The organism is Methylobacterium sp. AC690 (assembly GCF_979256535.1).
The window spans coordinates 149,211-165,831 of the sequence record NZ_CEEDOX010000006.1 but is presented as its reverse complement, the minus strand read 5'-3'; the positions used below and the strand labels follow the sequence as shown (position 1 = coordinate 165,831).

The 16,621-nt window shown below is 70.8% G+C and carries 16 protein-coding genes; 5 read left to right on the top strand and 11 right to left on the bottom strand.

Annotated elements, in window-relative coordinates; translation table 11 throughout:
- Positions 1-80 precede the first annotated feature (80 nt).
- The 9 genes from AC0IY1_RS09220 to sseA form a co-directional block, all read right to left on the bottom strand.
- Positions 81-884: a succinate dehydrogenase iron-sulfur subunit gene (locus AC0IY1_RS09220; protein WP_055952937.1), complete on the bottom strand. Its 804-nt coding sequence runs from the start codon at positions 882-884 to the stop codon at positions 81-83.
- Between the two features lie 62 nt (positions 885-946).
- Complete coding sequence (gene sdhA, locus AC0IY1_RS09215) at positions 947-2,767, bottom strand: succinate dehydrogenase flavoprotein subunit (RefSeq protein ID WP_471769066.1); 1,821 nt, start codon at positions 2,765-2,767, stop codon at positions 947-949.
- Positions 2,768-2,796: 29 nt separating this feature from the next.
- Entirely contained in the window at positions 2,797-3,210 is a 414-nt protein-coding gene (gene sdhD, locus AC0IY1_RS09210) for a succinate dehydrogenase, hydrophobic membrane anchor protein (RefSeq protein ID WP_055952942.1), read from the bottom strand.
- Between the two features lie 12 nt (positions 3,211-3,222).
- Entirely contained in the window at positions 3,223-3,624 is a 402-nt protein-coding gene (gene sdhC, locus AC0IY1_RS09205) for a succinate dehydrogenase, cytochrome b556 subunit (protein ID WP_055952945.1), read from the bottom strand.
- A 165-nt stretch (positions 3,625-3,789) separates the two neighbouring features.
- Positions 3,790-5,112 (bottom strand): SLC13 family permease, encoded by a 1,323-nt coding sequence (locus tag AC0IY1_RS09200; RefSeq protein ID WP_471769064.1) that lies wholly within the window; start codon positions 5,110-5,112, stop codon positions 3,790-3,792.
- Positions 5,113-5,212: 100 nt separating this feature from the next.
- A complete protein-coding gene (locus AC0IY1_RS09195; protein ID WP_471769062.1) occupies positions 5,213-7,438 on the bottom strand; it encodes a glycosyltransferase family 2 protein in 2,226 nt (741 codons plus the stop codon).
- A 92-nt stretch (positions 7,439-7,530) separates the two neighbouring features.
- Complete coding sequence (gene atzF / locus AC0IY1_RS09190; RefSeq protein WP_471769061.1) at positions 7,531-9,336, bottom strand: allophanate hydrolase; 1,806 nt, start codon at positions 9,334-9,336, stop codon at positions 7,531-7,533.
- Between the two features lie 250 nt (positions 9,337-9,586).
- Positions 9,587-10,441 carry an urease accessory protein UreD gene (locus AC0IY1_RS09185; protein ID WP_471769059.1) on the bottom strand — a complete coding sequence of 285 codons (855 nt, stop codon included), beginning with the start codon at positions 10,439-10,441 and terminating at the stop codon, positions 9,587-9,589.
- Between the two features lie 9 nt (positions 10,442-10,450).
- Positions 10,451-11,299, bottom strand: a complete 849-nt coding sequence (gene sseA / locus AC0IY1_RS09180; RefSeq protein WP_471769058.1) for a 3-mercaptopyruvate sulfurtransferase — start codon at positions 11,297-11,299, stop codon at positions 10,451-10,453.
- 199 nt (positions 11,300-11,498) lie between these two features.
- On the opposite strand from sseA, the gene AC0IY1_RS09175 reads away from it, so the two are divergent.
- From AC0IY1_RS09175 to AC0IY1_RS09155, 5 genes are all read left to right on the top strand, one after another.
- On the top strand, positions 11,499-11,780 hold the full coding sequence (locus AC0IY1_RS09175; protein ID WP_471769056.1) for a hypothetical protein: 282 nt from the start codon (positions 11,499-11,501) through the stop codon (positions 11,778-11,780).
- A 134-nt stretch (positions 11,781-11,914) separates the two neighbouring features.
- Entirely contained in the window at positions 11,915-12,169 is a 255-nt protein-coding gene (locus tag AC0IY1_RS09170; protein WP_471769054.1) for a hypothetical protein, read from the top strand.
- Between the two features lie 15 nt (positions 12,170-12,184).
- Complete coding sequence (locus AC0IY1_RS09165; protein WP_471769052.1) at positions 12,185-12,538, top strand: hypothetical protein; 354 nt, start codon at positions 12,185-12,187, stop codon at positions 12,536-12,538.
- A gap of 38 nt (positions 12,539-12,576) precedes the next feature.
- The gene (locus AC0IY1_RS09160) at positions 12,577-12,966 is read left to right on the top strand and encodes a tautomerase family protein (protein WP_471769050.1); all 390 of its coding nucleotides are present in this window, start codon (positions 12,577-12,579) and stop codon (positions 12,964-12,966) included.
- 216 nt (positions 12,967-13,182) lie between these two features.
- Positions 13,183-13,959 carry a prephenate dehydrogenase/arogenate dehydrogenase family protein gene (locus tag AC0IY1_RS09155; RefSeq protein ID WP_471769049.1) on the top strand — a complete coding sequence of 259 codons (777 nt, stop codon included), beginning with the start codon at positions 13,183-13,185 and terminating at the stop codon, positions 13,957-13,959.
- 16 nt (positions 13,960-13,975) lie between these two features.
- On the opposite strand, the gene AC0IY1_RS09150 is transcribed toward AC0IY1_RS09155, so the two are convergent.
- Entirely contained in the window at positions 13,976-15,199 is a 1,224-nt protein-coding gene (locus AC0IY1_RS09150) for a GNAT family N-acetyltransferase (protein WP_471769047.1), read from the bottom strand.
- Complete coding sequence (locus tag AC0IY1_RS09145; protein WP_471769045.1) at positions 15,196-16,614, bottom strand: lipopolysaccharide biosynthesis protein; 1,419 nt, start codon at positions 16,612-16,614, stop codon at positions 15,196-15,198. The genes AC0IY1_RS09150 and AC0IY1_RS09145 overlap by 4 nt, the downstream gene beginning before the upstream one ends.
- Positions 16,615-16,621 lie beyond the last annotated feature (7 nt).

Sequence of the window (16,621 nt, the reverse complement as noted above, 5' to 3'; positions counted from 1 at the left end):
CCCAAGAAAAAGGGGCGGGCGGTCCGGTCGACCGCGCGCCCCTTTTTCGTACGTCGTCCGGTCGTGACCGGGGCCGAGCCTCAGACCTCGCGGGCGATCATCATCTTCTTGATCTCGGCGATGGCTTTCGCCGGGTTCAGGCTCTTCGGGCAGGTGTTGGCGCAGTTCATGATCGTGTGGCAGCGATACAGCCGGAAGGGATCATGCAGAGCGTCGAGACGCTCGCCGGTGTTCTCGTCGCGGCTGTCGATCAACCAGCGATAGGCCTGGAGCAGGGCCGCGGGGCCGAGGAAGCGGTCGCCGTTCCACCAGTAGCTCGGGCACGAGGTGGTGCAGCAAGCGCAGAGGATGCACTCGTAGAGACCGTCGAGCTGGGCCCGGTCCTCCGGCGTCTGCTTCCACTCGCCTTCGGGGGCGGGCGTCTCGGTCTGGAGCCAGGGCTCGATCGAGGCGTGCTGGGCGAAGAAGTTCGTCAGATCGGGGACGAGGTCCTTCAGCACCGGCATGTGCGGCAGCGGGTAGATCCGCACCGCGCCGGTCTTCTTGCCCTTGGCGTGCTCCTGGCACTCGTCGATGCCCATGGTGCAGGCCAGCGCGTTCTGGCCCTCGATGTTCATGGCGCAGGAGCCGCAGATGCCCTCGCGGCAGGAGCGGCGGAAGACCAGGGTCGAGTCGACCTTGCTCTTGATCCACAGCAGGGCGTCGAGGACCATCGGGCCGCAATCGTCCCGGTCGACCTGGTAGACGTCGACGCGCGGATTTTTGCCGTCATCGGGATTCCAGCGGTAGATCCGGAATTCCTGCAGGTTGTTGGCTCCCTGGGGCCGAGGCCAGGTCTTGCCCTCGGTGATCTGGGAGTTCTTGGGGAGATTGAACTGAGCCATGGTGTGGCGTGCCTAAATCCGTCTCGTGAGAACCAGCCTGAGCAACGACGAACGTCGTTGCCTCAGTACACGCGCGCCTTCGGCTCGATGTACTGGATCTCGTTCGACATCGTGTAGGTGTGGACCGGACGGTAATCGATGCTGACCTGCTTGGAGGTGTCGTCCATCCAGGCCAGGGTGTGCTTCATCCACTCCTTGTCGTCGCGGTCCGGGAAGTCCTCGCGGGCGTGGGCGCCGCGGCTTTCCTTGCGGTTGGCAGCGCATTCCATGGTGACGACGGCCTGGCCGATGAGGTTGTCGAATTCCAGGGTCTCGAGGAGATCGGTGTTCCAGATCAGCGAGCGGTCGTTGACGTGGATGTCCGGGATGCCGGCGGCGACCTTGTGGATCAGGGTCTTGCCCTCTTCCAGGACCTCGCCGGTGCGGAAGACGGCGCAGTTGTTCTGCATGGTCTTCTGCATCTCGGCGCGCAGCTGCGCCGTCGGCGTGCCGCCGCTGGCGTAGCGGAAGCGGTCGAGCCGCCCGAGGGCCTTGTCGGCGGAGTCCTTCGGCAGCTCCATCTGTCGGGCGCCCGGCTCGACGATCTCGGCGCAGCGCAGGCCCGCGGCCCGGCCGAAGACCACGAGGTCGATCAACGAGTTCGAGCCGAGGCGGTTGGCCCCGTGCACCGAGACGCAGGCCGCCTCGCCCAGCGCCATCAGGCCCGGCACCACGGTGTCGGGGTTGCCGTTGCGCAGGGTCAGCACCTCGCCGTGATAGTTCGTGGGGATGCCGCCCATGTTGTAGTGCACGGTCGGCAGCACCGGGATCGGCTCCTTGGTGACGTCGACGCCGGCGAAGATCTTGGCCGATTCCGAGATGCCGGGAAGGCGCTGGTGCAGGATGGCCGGATCGAGGTGGTCGAGGTGCAGGTAGATGTGGTCGTTGGACTTGCCGACGCCCCGACCGGCCCGGATCTCCATGGTCATCGAGCGGGAGACCACGTCGCGCGAGGCGAGGTCCTTGGCTGACGGAGCGTAGCGCTCCATGAAGCGCTCGCCCTCGGAATTGGTGAGATAGCCACCCTCGCCGCGCGCGCCCTCGGTGATCAGGCAGCCGGCGCCGTAGATGCCGGTCGGGTGGAACTGCACGAACTCCATGTCCTGCAGGGGCAGGCCGGCGCGCAGCACCATGGCGTTGCCGTCGCCGGTGCAGGTATGGGCCGAGGTGGCCGAGAAGTACGAGCGCCCGTAGCCGCCGGTGGCCAGGATCGTCATCTGGGCGCGGAAGCGGTGGATCTCGCCGGACGCCTGGTCGATGGCGATGACGCCGAGGCAGCGGCCCTCCTCATCCATGATGAGGTCGAGGGCGAAGTACTCGATGAAGAAGTTGGTGTGGTTCTTCACCGCCTGCCCGTAGAGGGTGTGCAGCATGGCGTGGCCGGTGCGATCCGCCGCCGCGCAGGTGCGCTGGGCGGTGCCCTTGCCGTAATCGGTGGTCATGCCGCCGAACGGCCGCTGGTAGATCTTGCCCTCTTCGGTGCGCGAGAAGGGCACGCCCCAATGCTCGAGTTCGTAGACGGCCGCCGGTGCGTTGCGCACGAGGTACTCGATCGCGTCCTGGTCGCCGAGCCAGTCCGACCCCTTCACGGTGTCGTACATGTGCCAGCGCCAATCGTCGGGACCCATGTTGCCGAGGGAGGCCGAGATGCCGCCCTGCGCCGCCACCGTGTGCGAGCGGGTGGGGAACACCTTCGAGATGCAGGCGGTGCGCAGGCCGGCCTGGGAGCAGCCCACGGTGGCGCGGAGGCCGGCGCCGCCCGCACCCACCACCACCACGTCGAAGGTGTGGTCGTTGATCGTGTAGGCGGGGGTGCCGTTGCCGTTGGTTCCGTTGGTGGCCATGGGCTGATCCTTCGGGTTCGGGGTGCGGGTCAGACGAGCTTGCCGAGGCTGACGCGCAGGATCGCGTACAGGCAGGCCACGGCGACGATGACCGCGTAGAAATTGTTCGCAAGCAGGCTCAAGAGCTTGAGCGTCCTGTCGTGGACGTAGTCTTCGATCACGACTTGCATGCCGATCCTCATATGGGCCGTGACCGAGATCACGGCGAGGATCAGGATGAGCGCCACCACCGGGTGCGACATCAGCGCGATGGCCTCCGGGTAGGGCCGGTTCGCCATCAGGGCGACGATCACCACGAAGGCCAGCATGAGCGGCGCGTTGGCGGCGGCGGTCAGGCGCTGGATCCAGAAATGGCCCGCGCCGTGGCCCGAGGCCCCGAGGCCCTTCACCCGGGCGCGGGGCGTGCGCATGGTGACGTTGGTGTTCTGGCGATTGTCGACCATCGGTCCGCCTCCTCAGCGCAGGGTCAGGGCGAGCGCCCAGATCAGGACGGTCAGGATGACGGAGCCGATCAGGGTGGCGCGGGCGAGGCCCATGCGCTGGGCGCGGTCGAAGCCGTAGCCGAGATCCCAGATGAAGTGGCGCAGCCCGCCCAGCATGTGGTGCATCAGGATCCAGGTGTAGACGAACAGCACCAGGCGCCCGACGATCGAGCCGAAGAACCACGATACGGTGCCGTAGGCGCCCGGACCCGAGGCGAGGGCCACCAGCCAGATCGCCACCAGAGCCGAGCCGCCATAGAGTGCGGTGCCGGTGATGCGATGGAACACCGACATCGCCATGGTCCAGGTCCAGCGATAGATCTGGAGGTGGGGCGAGAGCGGCTGGGCGACCGTGGGACGGACGGTGGGAGCCATCGTGCGGAAGGTCCTCGACTGGGCGGCGCACCCGGATTTGAAGGCGCACCAAGAAAAATTTGGATCGTCTCTAAAGTGCTAGCGGGCAGGCGCCAATGCGCAACCCGAGTTTGCCGCAGTGCACATGCGACACAACCGCCAAATCGTCATTCGGTCCGAATCGCCTCACGGCAGCCATCCGAGCGCGCGCCACCACAGATAATCCAGGGGCGCGATCACGAGGAGGGACACGAGCCCCGTCGTCAGCGTGAGCTTCGTCGCCGCCCGCAGCGGCACCTTGCCGAGATCGACGGCGAGCACGATCGGTGGCGCCTGGTAGGGCAGGAACAGGGTCGAGTAGCCGACCACCTGGATCATCACCACGGCCGCCAGGTCGAGGCCGCTGGCCCGGGCCATCTCGCCCGCGAGCGCCGTGTAGAGTGCCGGGGCGCCGTTGGCCGTCACCGCCAGGGTCAGGATCGCCGCCAGACCTGTCAAAATCCCGAAATTGTAGCCGGGCGCATCGGGGGTGAGGGGCGCGACGTGGAGGAGGGCATGGCCCAGGCGGGCGCCGAGACCGGTCTCGTTCACGGTGGCCACGAGGCCGAGGAGCGCGGCCACGTAGAAGCAGGTCCGCAGGTTCACCGCGCCGAAGGCCTCGGCGGGCAGGACGCCGATGCGGGGCATCAGACAGAGGATCGCGGCGACGAGGCCGACCCAGGCGGGGGCGATGTGGTGCAGGCTGTCCGTGACCCAGAGCGCAAGGGTTCCAGCGAGGATCACCGCGAGGCGGCGCGCCTCGGGGCGCAGGGGCTCCTTCACCAGGGCGGCCCCGTTCTCGCCATGGTCGAGCCGGTCGGGAAAGATCCAGAGAATCGCCAGGACCAGCAGGACGCCCTTCGCCAGGGCCAGGACCGGCGCGTGCAGCAGGAGGTAGGGCAGGTAGGCGATGTGGAGGCCGTACTGCGTCTCCGCCGTCCCCGCCATCACGAGATTCGGCACGTTCGCGGGCAGGATCGCGGCGGAGAGGATCGGCGTGGCGAGCCCCACCGCCAGGACCGCACCGTGGCGGCCGGGGCGCCCGCCCGCGAGGCCGAAGGCGTCGCACAACGCCAGCACCACCGGAACCAGCAGGGCGATCCGCCCCAGATTCGACGGCATCACGAAGGCGACGGCGAAGGACAGGGCGACGATCCCGGCGATGAAGGCCGGGTAGGAGGTGGAGAGATGCCCCGACAGGCTTCGCGCCAAGCGGTCGCCGAGCCCCGAGCGCGTCATGGCCAGACCGACCACCATGCCGCTCAGGACGAGCCAGAACGCCGAGGAGGCGAAGCCCGAGAACACCGTCGCGGGGGGCGCGAGGTGGAACAGCATCGCCCCGGCGAAGAACAGCATCGCGGTGATGATCTCGGCGATCAGGCCACTCGCCCAGAGGCCCATGCAGAGCACGAGCAGGAGCGCGGTCACCGCGACCGTCGCCTCCCCGCCCATGAACGCCCCTGCTGGCATGCCTCGGTCCACCCCGTCGTGTCCGGCGGGACAATGATCCTACCTTGGAGCGGTTCGCAATTCGGGGTTTTCCGATCCAGCCTTCGCCGGCCGCGAAGCCTTAGAAACGCGCTGGGTCGAGTTCGAAGGTCGGGGGCAGCGCCTCGAACCAGGCGCCGTAATAGGGATCGTGGGGAAGTTTCGCCGCCCAGCGATCGCGAAACCGCCGGTGCTCGTCCGGATCGACGGTGCGGGCTCTGTTGCGGCTCTCGTAGTGGTAGAGGCTGGCCTGGGCGCAGTAGACGCTGCGCAGGCCACGCTCGCGCAGCCGCAGACACAGATCGACGTCGTTGTAATTGACGGCGAAACCCGCATCGAAGCCGCCGATGGCGTCGAAGTCCGACCGCCGCACCATCACGCAGGCCCCGGTGACCGCGAGGTAGTTCCGGCTGCCGACGGTGGAGAAGTAGTGCCCGGGATCGTCGCCGGGATAGCCGCGCCGGACATGGTCGGGGGTGGCGTCGATGATCGACACGCCGGCATGCTGGATCTCGCCGGTCTCGAACAGGAGCTTGGGGCCGACGGCGCCGACGCCGGGAATCTGCAGCTGCGCCAACAACGCCTCGATCCAGTCGGGCGTGATGACCGCGATGTCGTCGTTGAGGAAGACCAGAACCTCGCCGCTCGCCGCGGCGGCGCCGAGATTCATCTTGGCGGCCACGTTGAAGACCGGCTCCGACCAGGTCACGCGTCGGGCGCCGTGGCGAGCCAGGGCCGCCTCGGTGCTTGGGCGCAGATCGCCGTTATCGACCACCACGGACTCGATGTCGGGATAGGTGCTCTTCGCGGCGACGCTGTCGAGGCAGGCAGCCAGGAGGTCCACGGTGCGGCCGCCCACGAGGCTGTCGCGGCCGGCGGTGGGAATCACGATGGAGACGCGGGGGCGCGCCGTCAGCTTGCGCCGCATCTCGAAGCAGCCCTTGAACGCGCTCGCGCGGGCGAAGTCGAGTTCACCGGTGCGCCGGGCCCGGTCCTCCAGGCCACGGATCGCCGCGGCGATGACGTAGTCCTTGTTGTCCATGGTCTGAGCCGTGGAGCCCGGAATCGCCCGCCAATGGTAGAGCACCTTCGGCACGTGGACGACGTTGCGGACATGCTCGGTGTAGCGGAGGGCGAAGTCGTAATCCTGCGCGCCGTTGCATTCGTCGCGAAAGCCGCCGATCCGCCGGACGATATCCATCCGGTAGAGCGCCAGATGCGCCGTATACATGCAGGATTCGAGGGCTTCGGGCGACCAGTCCGGCTTGAAGAACGGCTCGTAGCGCACCCCGTCGATCGAGATCTTGTCCTCGTCCGAGTAGATGAAGTCGACGCTGTCGTCGGCGTTCAGGATGCGGACGAACTCGTACAGGGCGTTGTCGGGGATCGCGTCGTCGTGGTCCATCAGGGTCAGGTAGGCGCCGGTCGCCAGCGCCATGGCGTCGTTCGAGGCGGCCGAGATGCGTCCGTTCGTGGTCCGGCGATGCAACTTGATGCGCGGGTCGGCAGCCGCGAAGGCCTGGAGCCGCGGCCAGATCTGCGGGTTCGGCGAGTTGTCGTCGCAGAGGCAGAGTTCCCAGTCCGGATAGGCCTGGGCCTGCACCGAGGCGATGGCGGCTTCCAGCCAGCGCCGAGGAGTGTTGTAGACCGGCATGACGATGGAGATGCGCGGGCGCAGGCGAAAGCCCTCGATCTCGGCGCGCATCGCCGCCACACCGAGGCGAGCCGGCGTCTCCACTTTGTCGATCCAGGCCGTGTAGGAGGCCGGCACCGGGCGCGGCCGGGCGCTCGTCCGGAAATCGCGCCAGAGTTCGGCGGCCCCCTTCTCGCGCCAGGCGGCGTGGATGCGGGCGAGGAGGCGGGTCGGCGCGCGCTCCGCTTCGGGCAGCGCCTGCACGCGGCGGCGAGCGGTCTCGGCGATCGCACCCACAGGGCCGAGATAGGTCAGGGAGACGTCGGCGAGGCGGAAGCGTCCGGTGCCGCTCATCGGGTCGAGGCGCAGGCCGCGGACCCGGCGCGGCAGGCGCACGAGATTGTCGACGCCGCTGGAATCGGCCTCCAGCGGAATGGTCAGCGTCTCGCGAAACCCCTTGCCGTCGTCGACGTAGAGGATCGGGACGAGCTTCGTGCGGTCGAGGGCGGTGACGTCGGCGCGGAGGCGGACCCAGCCGCCGCGATGGCGCCGGCGGCCCTCCGGAGGCCAGAGGCGGAAATGTGGGTCGGACCCGGTCGCGCGCCACGTGTCGGGCGTTCCCTCGGCCACGATCTGGCTGACGGCGTCGAGGCGACAGCGTAGGGTGCGCGGCAAACCCGGATCCTCTTCGATGCGGGCGCAGGGCCTGCCGTGCCCCGGGGTTTAGGGCAAGGCCGCCGGCCCTCGCAAGGGCAGGCCCCCTCGCCTCAGGCGCGCCCCGCGGCGAGGTAGGCGCGCCAGCCCCCGTGCCGGGTGATCTCCGGCGCATCCGCGACGGCGTGGGCCTCGCAGAGGAATCCCGAGGCGGACTCGCCATCGGCCAGCGCGATCTTGCCGATGCCCAGCGGCGCGGGGATCGCGGCGGCAAAGCGCCCGAAGGCCGCCGGGTCGAGCGCCCAGACCTCGACTTCCAGCCCGGGGCCCTCGAACCCGGGCGCGCGCACGAGGCCGGGCTTCGGCGGAACCGTGCCGGGCAGGGCGTAGAGCCGGTAGTCGGGCGCCGTCCGGGTCGCGCGCAGGAACGTCGCCCCGAGTTCCTGGAGCTGGTGATTGAGGGCGAGCCCGGTGAGATGGGCCCCCACCACCACCAGGGGGATCTGCCCGGCGGGCAGGGGAGGCACACGGCTCTCGTCGGGGAGCGCGCGGGCACGGTCGACGCCCATGCCGCCCTCGAGGTCGCGATGCAGGGCATCGGCCCAGGGTGCCAGGGCCTCGTCGCTGAAGCCGGGTCCCACCAGCATCACGCCCGCCGGCAGGCCATCCCGGCGGAACCCGGCCGGCACCGCGATGGCGGCCATTCCGAGCAGGTTGGCGAAATTGGTATAGCGCCCGAAATGGCTGTTCCGGACGATGGGCTCCGCCGCCATCTCGGCGACCGTATAGATCGTCGGCGCGGTCGGCAGCAGCAGCACGTCGAGACCGGCGAGGATCGCGTCGGTGCGGCGCTTCAGGGCCTCGAAGGCGTAGCGGCCCCGGAAGGCGTCGACGGCGCTGTAAGCACGGGCCGAATCGAGGATGGCGCGCACGCTCGGGTCCATTTTGGCGGCATGGTCGGCGTGGAAGGCCTCGACGGCCGCCAGCCGCTCGGCCACCCACGGACCGTCATACAGAAGCGCGGCGATCTCCCGGAACGGCGCGTAGTCGAACGGCACGGCGACGCCGCCGAGGCGCTCCAGCCGCGCGATGGCGGCGTCGTAGAGGGCCGCCGTCTCGGTGTCACCGTAGAACTCGCGCTCGGCCGGGGCCAGAACGCCGAAGCGCAGGCCCGCCGCCGGAAGCGGATGCGGGATCGCCGGGCGCGAATACGGGTCGGCGGGATCGAAGCCCTCGGCGATCCGGCGTACGGCGATGCCGTCGCCGACGGTGCTCGCAAAGACCGTGATGCAGTCGAGGCTCCGGCAGGCCGGAACGAGACCGGTGGTGCTCAGCGCCCCCGGCGTCGGCTTGATCCCCACGAGGTTGTTGAAGGCCGCCGGCACGCGGCCGGAACCGGCGGTGTCGGTGCCGAGGCTGAAGCAGGCGAGCCCGGCGGCGACGGCCACGGCCGAGCCGGAGCTCGATCCGCCCGAGACGTAGTCGGCGTCGAAGACACTGCGCGGGGCGCCGTAGGGCGAGCGCGTGCCGTTGAGGCCGGTGGCGAACTGGTCGAGGTTCGTCTTGCCGATCACGAGGGCGCCGGCCGCTTTCAGCCGGGCCACCACCACGGCGTCCCGCCCCGGCGTAGAAGCGAAGGCCGGGCAGGCGGCGGTGGTGGGCAGGCCGGCCACGTCGATGTTGTCCTTCACGGCGAAGGGCAGGCCCCAGAGCGGCAGGGAGTTCGGCACCGGATGCGCCGCCAGCAGGGCGCGGGCGGCCGCGACGAGGTCGGCGCGCGGCACCGGCGTGATGAAGACCGCCGGGTCCGACGAGGCCGCCATCCGGTCGGCAACGATCTCGGCAAGGCCGACCGGGTCGAGGCTGCCGGAGGCGAAGGCCGCGCGCAGGGTCGCGAGATCCAGGATCGTGGGCAGCATGGGTTCGGGTCTCCAAGATCAACGCAACAACATCGGTCCGACAAGCTCGCCACCGCGTGAAATCGGACGCGGCGCAGCAGGGATGTCCCGCACGAGGTCCGCCGCCGGGGCACCCCGAAACCCGCGGACATGGCCCGGCATCCGCGCCGACACTGCATCCTTCGTGCCGTCCGAGACAGCCTTGTCGCTCGATGCACGAGATCGTCTCCGGCATCGGCCCGCCGCGATGGCGGTCGCCGGAGCCGAACGCTCAGCTCTGCCAGACGCGGGGCAGGGGCCGCCCGCGATAGGCGGTGAGGAGGCGCTGGGCCATGGCCCGCAGGGCGTCCGGATCGCGGCCGAGGAGGCGTACCACGAGATGCCCGTTCCAGGCGCTGGCCGCCGCGGCGACGCCGTCCGCAGCATTCGCGTCGAGGAGGGTGCGCGTCTCGTCCAGCCGGCCCTCCGCCTCGGGCGAGACGTCGAGCAGCGTCGCCATCGCCCGAGCGCCGTTGCCGATCGCCGTGCGGGCGAGCTGGTCCGAGAGCGCACCGTCGAGGCGCAGGGTGTCGGCATAGACGAGGCGTCCGTCGCGGCGGATGCGCCAGGTGTCGGAGAGGGAGCCCCGCGTCATCGCCTCGTTGCGGGCCGTGCGCCCGAAGGTGATGGCCTCGAACGCGAGGAGGTGGGCGCCCGGCGCCAGATCCGCCTCGAAGCGCCGCGCCAGGGCGGCGCGGTCGAAGAGGATCGTTTCCTGCGGCAGGTGCGCGAGGCGACCCGCGGGCCCCACAATCACCGCGGTGGCGATCCGGCTCACCGGACCGTCCGAGCGATAGACCTTCTCCGCCGCCGTCGTGGTCAGGGCGAGGTCGGCCCCCGCTCCGACCTCGGCGGTGACCCGAAAGGCATCGCCGCAGGCGATGCCGCCGGCCGTGTTGAGCAGCACCGCCTCGCACGGGCCCTTCGGACGTCGCGGCAGGCGCAGGCGCAACGGTCCGCCCTCGGCGATGTCGAGGATGCGGGTGTCGTGTCCGTCCGCGCAGGCGACGTGCAGGTGGATGCGGCCCTGCGAGCGTTGGCGCTCCGGCGCAGCGTCACGGACCGCCGGAGGGTCGGGGTTCAGCAAGGTGGCCCGTTAGGCCGGGCCGGTGGCGACGGGACGCGCGGGATCCGAGCCCCATTCCGACCAGGAGCCGTCGTAGAGGGCGCGGGGCGGCCGCCCCAGGGTCTCCAGCGCGAGTCCGACGATGGCGGCCGTGACACCCGACCCGCAGGTGGTGACCACGGGCTTGCCCACATCGACGCCGTTCTCCGCGAAGACCGCGCGCAGAGCCGCCTCGTCCTTCAGGCGCCCCCCGCTCTGGAGCGCGGCGTAGTGGACGTTACGGGCGCCGGGCATGTGCCCGGGCCGGACACCGGGACGGGGCTCCGCCTCCTCGCCGCGGAAGCGCGCCCCCGAGCGGGCATCGACCACCTGGGCGCTGCCCGTTTCGAGGGCACGGGCGATGTCGGAGGCATCCGCCACGGCGCCGTGGTCGAGGCGCGCGGTGAAGTGGCGCCGGGCGCGCGGGCGGCCCTCGCCGTCCTCCAGGGGGTAGCCCGCCGCCACCCAGGCCGGGAGACCGCCCTCCAAGATCTCCACGTCGCGGAGTCCGTAGGTCTGCAGCATCCAGCGCACCCGCGGCGCCGAGAACAGGCCCATCCCGTCATAGACCACGATGTGGGCGCCATCGCCGATCCCCAGCGCCCGCATGCGGGAGGCGAAGACCTCGGGGCGCGGCAGCATGTGGGGCAGGGCCGCGGTCTCGTCGCTCATCGTGTCGATGTCGAACCGGATCGCACCGGGGATGTGACCGGCCAGATACTCGGCCCGGGCATCGCGTCCCTGAGCGGGGAGGTACCAGGACCCGTCGAGGATCACGATGTCGGGCGCGCCGAGACGGGCATGGAGCCAGTCGGCCGTGACAAAGGGCGTCGTCGGCATGGTTTTCTCTGTGTCTATGGGCCGGAACGCGTCCGGCCGGCCTCGCCAGGAGGGTGATCGGGAGGGGCCACCAAACCACATCCAGCAGCCGGTTGCACCCGTCCCGGGCGGCTTTGCGATCTGAACCCGCGGTTCCCGGGCCGCGTTGCACACTCAAGTCGACCCTGATCGATCCCGCCTCTGCCCAGGAACCACCGCCATGCGCATCCCGGCCCTCGCTCTCGACGCCACTCTCGGCCTCGTCCTCTCGGGTGCAGCCCAGGCGCAATCCTCGGTGACCGGTTCCGGTCAGAGTACGATCAGCAACTCCGGGACGAGCATCGGCGGCGGCACCGCTCGCGCACCCGCAACCACCGGGACCGCTCCCGGCGCTGGCGCCGTCCGCAACCCGAATGCCGCCCCGCTTCCGAGCGCCGGCGGTGCCATCGCGCCGGGCACGGGTGGACCGAGCGCCCCGCCCCCCGGCGCTGCCGCGCGCTGAGGCCCCGTCACGATCCAGACCCGGGGCCGGGCCGCGAGGCCCGGCCTTTTTCGTCGCAGCCGACTCAACCGTGGTGCCAACGCCCGGCCGCTGCGGTTATGGATGGCGGGTCGTGCCAGCGTGATGGAGCCGCCGTGAATCCGCGCGAGACCTACCACATCGAAGTCCTCGCCTCGGAGGACGAGGCCGGTGCGCGCGGCGAAGATCCCGTCAGCCAGCGCATCTCCGTGCGCACCTACACCGTCGAGGCGGCCAAGGAACGGGCCCTGACCCTGTTCGCCCGGGCTCTGGCGCCCCAGCGCAGCGGCGCGCCCGCCGAGGCCGTGCGGGTCATCGACGGCGCCGGCACGGAGGTGTTCCGCTGGAGCCGCTTCGACGAGCCGGCCTGACGGAGCGGCCTCGCCATGCGCGCCCTCATCCTGCCCGGCCTGGCGCTGCTGTTCGCCGCCTTGTTCGTCCGCAGCTACACGGTGCCTCCGGCGCCGGACCGGCGCGGCGGCACCACCGTGTCGCTGGCCTGGCCGAACCGGCCATTCTTCGGTAGCCCGCGGGCTGACTGTCTCGGCCTCCCCGCAGGCGACTCGGTCATCGCCTGTCTGATCGGGTCGGTGTCGCGGGCCCGGGCGGACGGCATCCCGCTGATGCAAGTCGGCTTCTGCACGACGTGCTACGCTCTCTCCCAGCGCGCCGCCGCCCTCGGGCGCGACGAGGCCGCCGTACAGGCGCGCCTCGGCGAGATCGCCCGCTTCGGCTGGTGAGACCGCCTCCAGAGACGCAAGCCAACCGGGAGATCGCCATGCCCCTCGTCCGCATCAACCTGAACCGCGCTGCACCGCCGGACCGCGCCCACATCATCGGTGACGTGGTCTATGCAGCGCTGCGTGCGGCGGCGAACGTCCCCGAGAACGACAAATTTCAGATCATCACCCGCCATGAGGCCGGGGAGATCGTAGCGCCCGAGGCCGGCTACCTCGGCGTGACCTACACGGACGACCTCGTCATGATCCAGATCACCTGGAACGCCGGGCGCTCCGTCGAAATCAAGCGCGCCCTGTACCGGCAGATCGCCGACGGCATCGCCGCACGGGCCGGCATCCGCCGCGAGGACGTCGTCATCAACCTCGTCGAGGTGGTGAAGGAGAACTGGTCCTTCGGCAACGGCGCGATGCAGTACGCGCCGGCCTGACGGTCCACGCGCGGGCCCGTGGCGCGGGCATTGACGCGACAGCCGGTGCGCCCTTAGACACGCGCCACCATGACGACCACCGTTCGCTCCCTGTCGTATCCGGCGCCGCATCCTTAGCGGCGCGGGGCTCGTCATGTCTCAATCGCTGCGTCGTCGGCGGTTGATCTCTTTCCAGGACCACATGTCGACGGCCCGGCCTTCACCGAGGTCACGTCCGTGCCATTCGAATCCCCTGAGAATTCCCGTCCCCGCCTGGGCCTGATCGGCTTTGGCGCCTTCGGCCGCCTGGTGGCGCGCCACCTCGCACCCTACGTCCTCATCCACGCCTACGATCCGGCAATGCCGGCCGAGCCCGGGCCCGACGTGGTGCCTGGCTCCTTGCGCGCCGCGGCGGATTGCCCGGTCGTGATCCTGGCGGCGCCGGTTCCGGCGATCCCCGGCATCGTGGCGGCCATCGGTCCGCATCTCCGCCCGGGCGCCCTCGTCCTCGATGTCGGCTCGGTGAAAGCCGTTTCCGCGGCGGCGATGCGCGACGGGCTGCCGGCGCACGTCGCCATCGTCGCCACCCATCCGCTGTTCGGGCCGCAGAGTGCCCGCGACGGTCTCCGGGGACTGAAGATCGCGCTCTGCGAAGTGCGGGGCGGCCGGACCCGACAGGTCGCCGCGTTCCTGCGCCGACGGCTCGGACTCGACGTCATTCTGACGACGCCGGAAGCGCACGATCGGGACGCGGCGACCGTCCAGGGCCTGACCCACCTCATCGCCAAGGTGATGGTGCGCATGGCGCCGCTTCCGACCCGCCTAACCACTCGGAGTTTCGACCTGCTGATGCAGGCGGTGGAGATGGTGCGCCACGACGCGCCGGAGGTCTTCGACGCCATCGAGCGGGCCAACCCCTATGCCGGCGCGGTCCGCCGCCGCTTCATCGCCGAGGCGGTCGAACTCACCCACGACCTGTCGGACGCGCCGGAGCCGGCGGTCCGGGCGGCCTGACGCGTGTGGGGCGCCGTCAGGCCTCGGGATCGGGCGCCCGCGCCGCGGCAGCGCTGGACAGGCGGGTCCGCCGGCGATCGCGCCACGCCTTCAGGCACAGATTGGCCCGGGCCCGCCAGCCCTCCAGGCGGACGGCGAGGGGAAACAACCGGTCACCGCCCTGCGCCTCGACCAGGATATGGGCGAGGGCCAGCCGCTCGGTCCAGAAGGTCTCGGCGAGGGGATAGTCCGGCGGGGCGCAGGAATCCGCCGTGATCAGGGCCGGTTCGGTGAGGATGGCCTGGGTCAGGCGGTGGAAGGCCAGGGCCCCGGGCGAGTGCCGGGCAACGGCGGAATCGTAGGAGATCTTGAGGCTCCAGAGCTGTCCGCGCGTCGTGAAGCTGACCACGGCGGCCAGCGTGCGCCCGTCCCGGCGCAGGCGGTCAATGCGGACTGACCCGCGCGCGCCGAGGCGGGCGACGAAGGCGCGCATCATCCGGGTCTGGACCGCGTCGCCCGCGATGGCGGTGCCGCGCGCCCCCTTCCAGCCGGCGCCCTCCAGGGCGATGTAGTCGTCGATGGCCGCCGACAGAGCGGCCGGCTCGCGGATCGTCTCGAAGGTGACCGGGCCGTCCGCGCTCAGGCGGTCCCAGGCCTGTCGCAGCTTGCGCTGTTTGCGGGACGAGAGATGCCCGAGATAGGCGGCGCGCGTCGCTGCGTCCCGGCCGGTCAGGTCGAGGAAGGCGCGCTCGTGCGCCCAGAAGCGGGCGTGGCGCAGGCGGTTGCGGCTGAGCCAGTCCGAGAGCAGGTCCGCGAAGGGGCCAGAGGTCGGGACGTGGGTCAGCATCAGGCGCGGGCCGATCAGGCGGCGCAGGCCGAAGACCAGGGCGTCGAGGGCGCGCCCCGGCTCGGCGCCGTCGAGGAGCGGGGCGCCGAAGATGCCGAAATCATGCATCCAGCCCATGGCCAGCAGGAGCGGCAGACCCCAGCGCCAGCGTTTCACCCGCAGGGGCCAGGCTGCAACGAGGCGGAGGCCGGGCTCCTCGGGAGCGCGGTCACCGACCAGGGCGACCTGTACGCCGCGGCCGAAGGCGTCGGCGGCAGGCAGGGCGTAATCGGGATCGTAGAACAGGTTGTCGACGAGGGGCCGGCGGCTGAGATCGTGCCAGGCCGCGATCCAGGGCGCGTCGGCCGCCAGGGGGCGCAGGGCGACCACGAGGCCGTCGGGGGTCGCGACCTGTCGCCGGGCGGAGCGGCTCATGAGGCGGCGCGTCCGAACCGGCGGGTCGCGAAATCGGCGATGCCCAGGATATTGAACGCCCAGGCGGTCCCGGCGGAGACGGCGGCGAGGCAGGTGAGCCGCAGGCCGAGGGCGAGGCCCGGATCCAGGGGGAGTCGGTCGAGCCCGGCGATCGCGACAGCGCAGGCGAGGGCGAGGCCGCCGATCACCGCGAGGTCGCGCAGGGGCACCGGCATGCGGAAGCGCTCGCGCGAGCCGAGGATGAAGACGAGGCAGGCCAGGGCCTGGCCGGTCGCCATGGCGATGGCCGCCCCCTCGACGCCGTAGCGCGGGATGAGCAGGGCCGAGAGCCCGCCAATCGCCACGAGCAGCGTCAGCGATGCGACCGCATCGAGCTGGCTCTTCTGGGTGAAGTAGATGACCTGCCCGAAATAATACGACCGGAACATCTGCAGGATGCTGGCCGCCACCAGAAGCGGCGCCACCCGCAGGGCCGTCTCGCGGTAATCCGGCCCGAGCAGCAGGGTCACGAGCAGGCCGTCGAAGGCGAGGAAGAACACCGCGCCGAAGGCCGCGATCAAGGTGAGGAGGCGGATGGCGTCCTCCAGCACCGGTCGGGCGGCGGCGATGCCGCCGTCGCGGGCGTCGCGCTTGGCGATCGAGATCAGCGCCAGGGCGACGCTGTCGCCGAAGACGACGAAGCTCTGGCGCAGGAAATCGGCGAAGGCGCCGTAGGCCCCGAGTTCCGAGACGCCGATGCTGGCGCCGATGACGAGCCGGTCGGCGGTCTGCGCCAGGGCGGCGGCTCCGAAGGAGAGCACCAGGGGCCAGCCGTAGGCGAGGAGGCGCCGCGCCTCCGTCCAGCTGCCGCCGCCCCGCAGAAGGCTGCGGATGACGTAGAGCGTGGGCAGGGCCGCGATGATGTTGGCGCCCGCGGTGGCGAGGAGCAGGGGGATCGCGCCGCCGCCGAGGAGGAGGGCGCTGCTGCCGAGGGCCAGGACCAGCACGGCGCGCAGCACCACCGACAGGGCGACCGCGCCGACCTCCAGCCGCGTCCGCGCGATCTCGGCGGCGCCCTCGAAGGCCATCATGCCGAAGACGGCGGCGAAGATCGCGAGGGCGGCGTGCGGCTCGAACAGCCCGAGCCCGGCCGCGCACGCCGCGATCAGGGCGGCGAGCGCCACCATCGCGCCGAGGAGCCGCACCACGGTGCCGACCTGCAGGATCGCGCGATCCTCGGCATAGAGCGCGAAGAACGAGAATTTCGGCCATTGGCAGGTGGCGCTGTAGAGCACCAGCGCCCAGGACAGGATGAGCAGGTAGAGCCCGAACACGTCCGTGGATGCGAGCCGGGTGAACACCGCGAGGGCGCCCATGTTCAGGGCCGCGGCGACACCCCGCGAGCCGACATAGGTGAGGGTGTGACGCGCGATCATCCGGCCC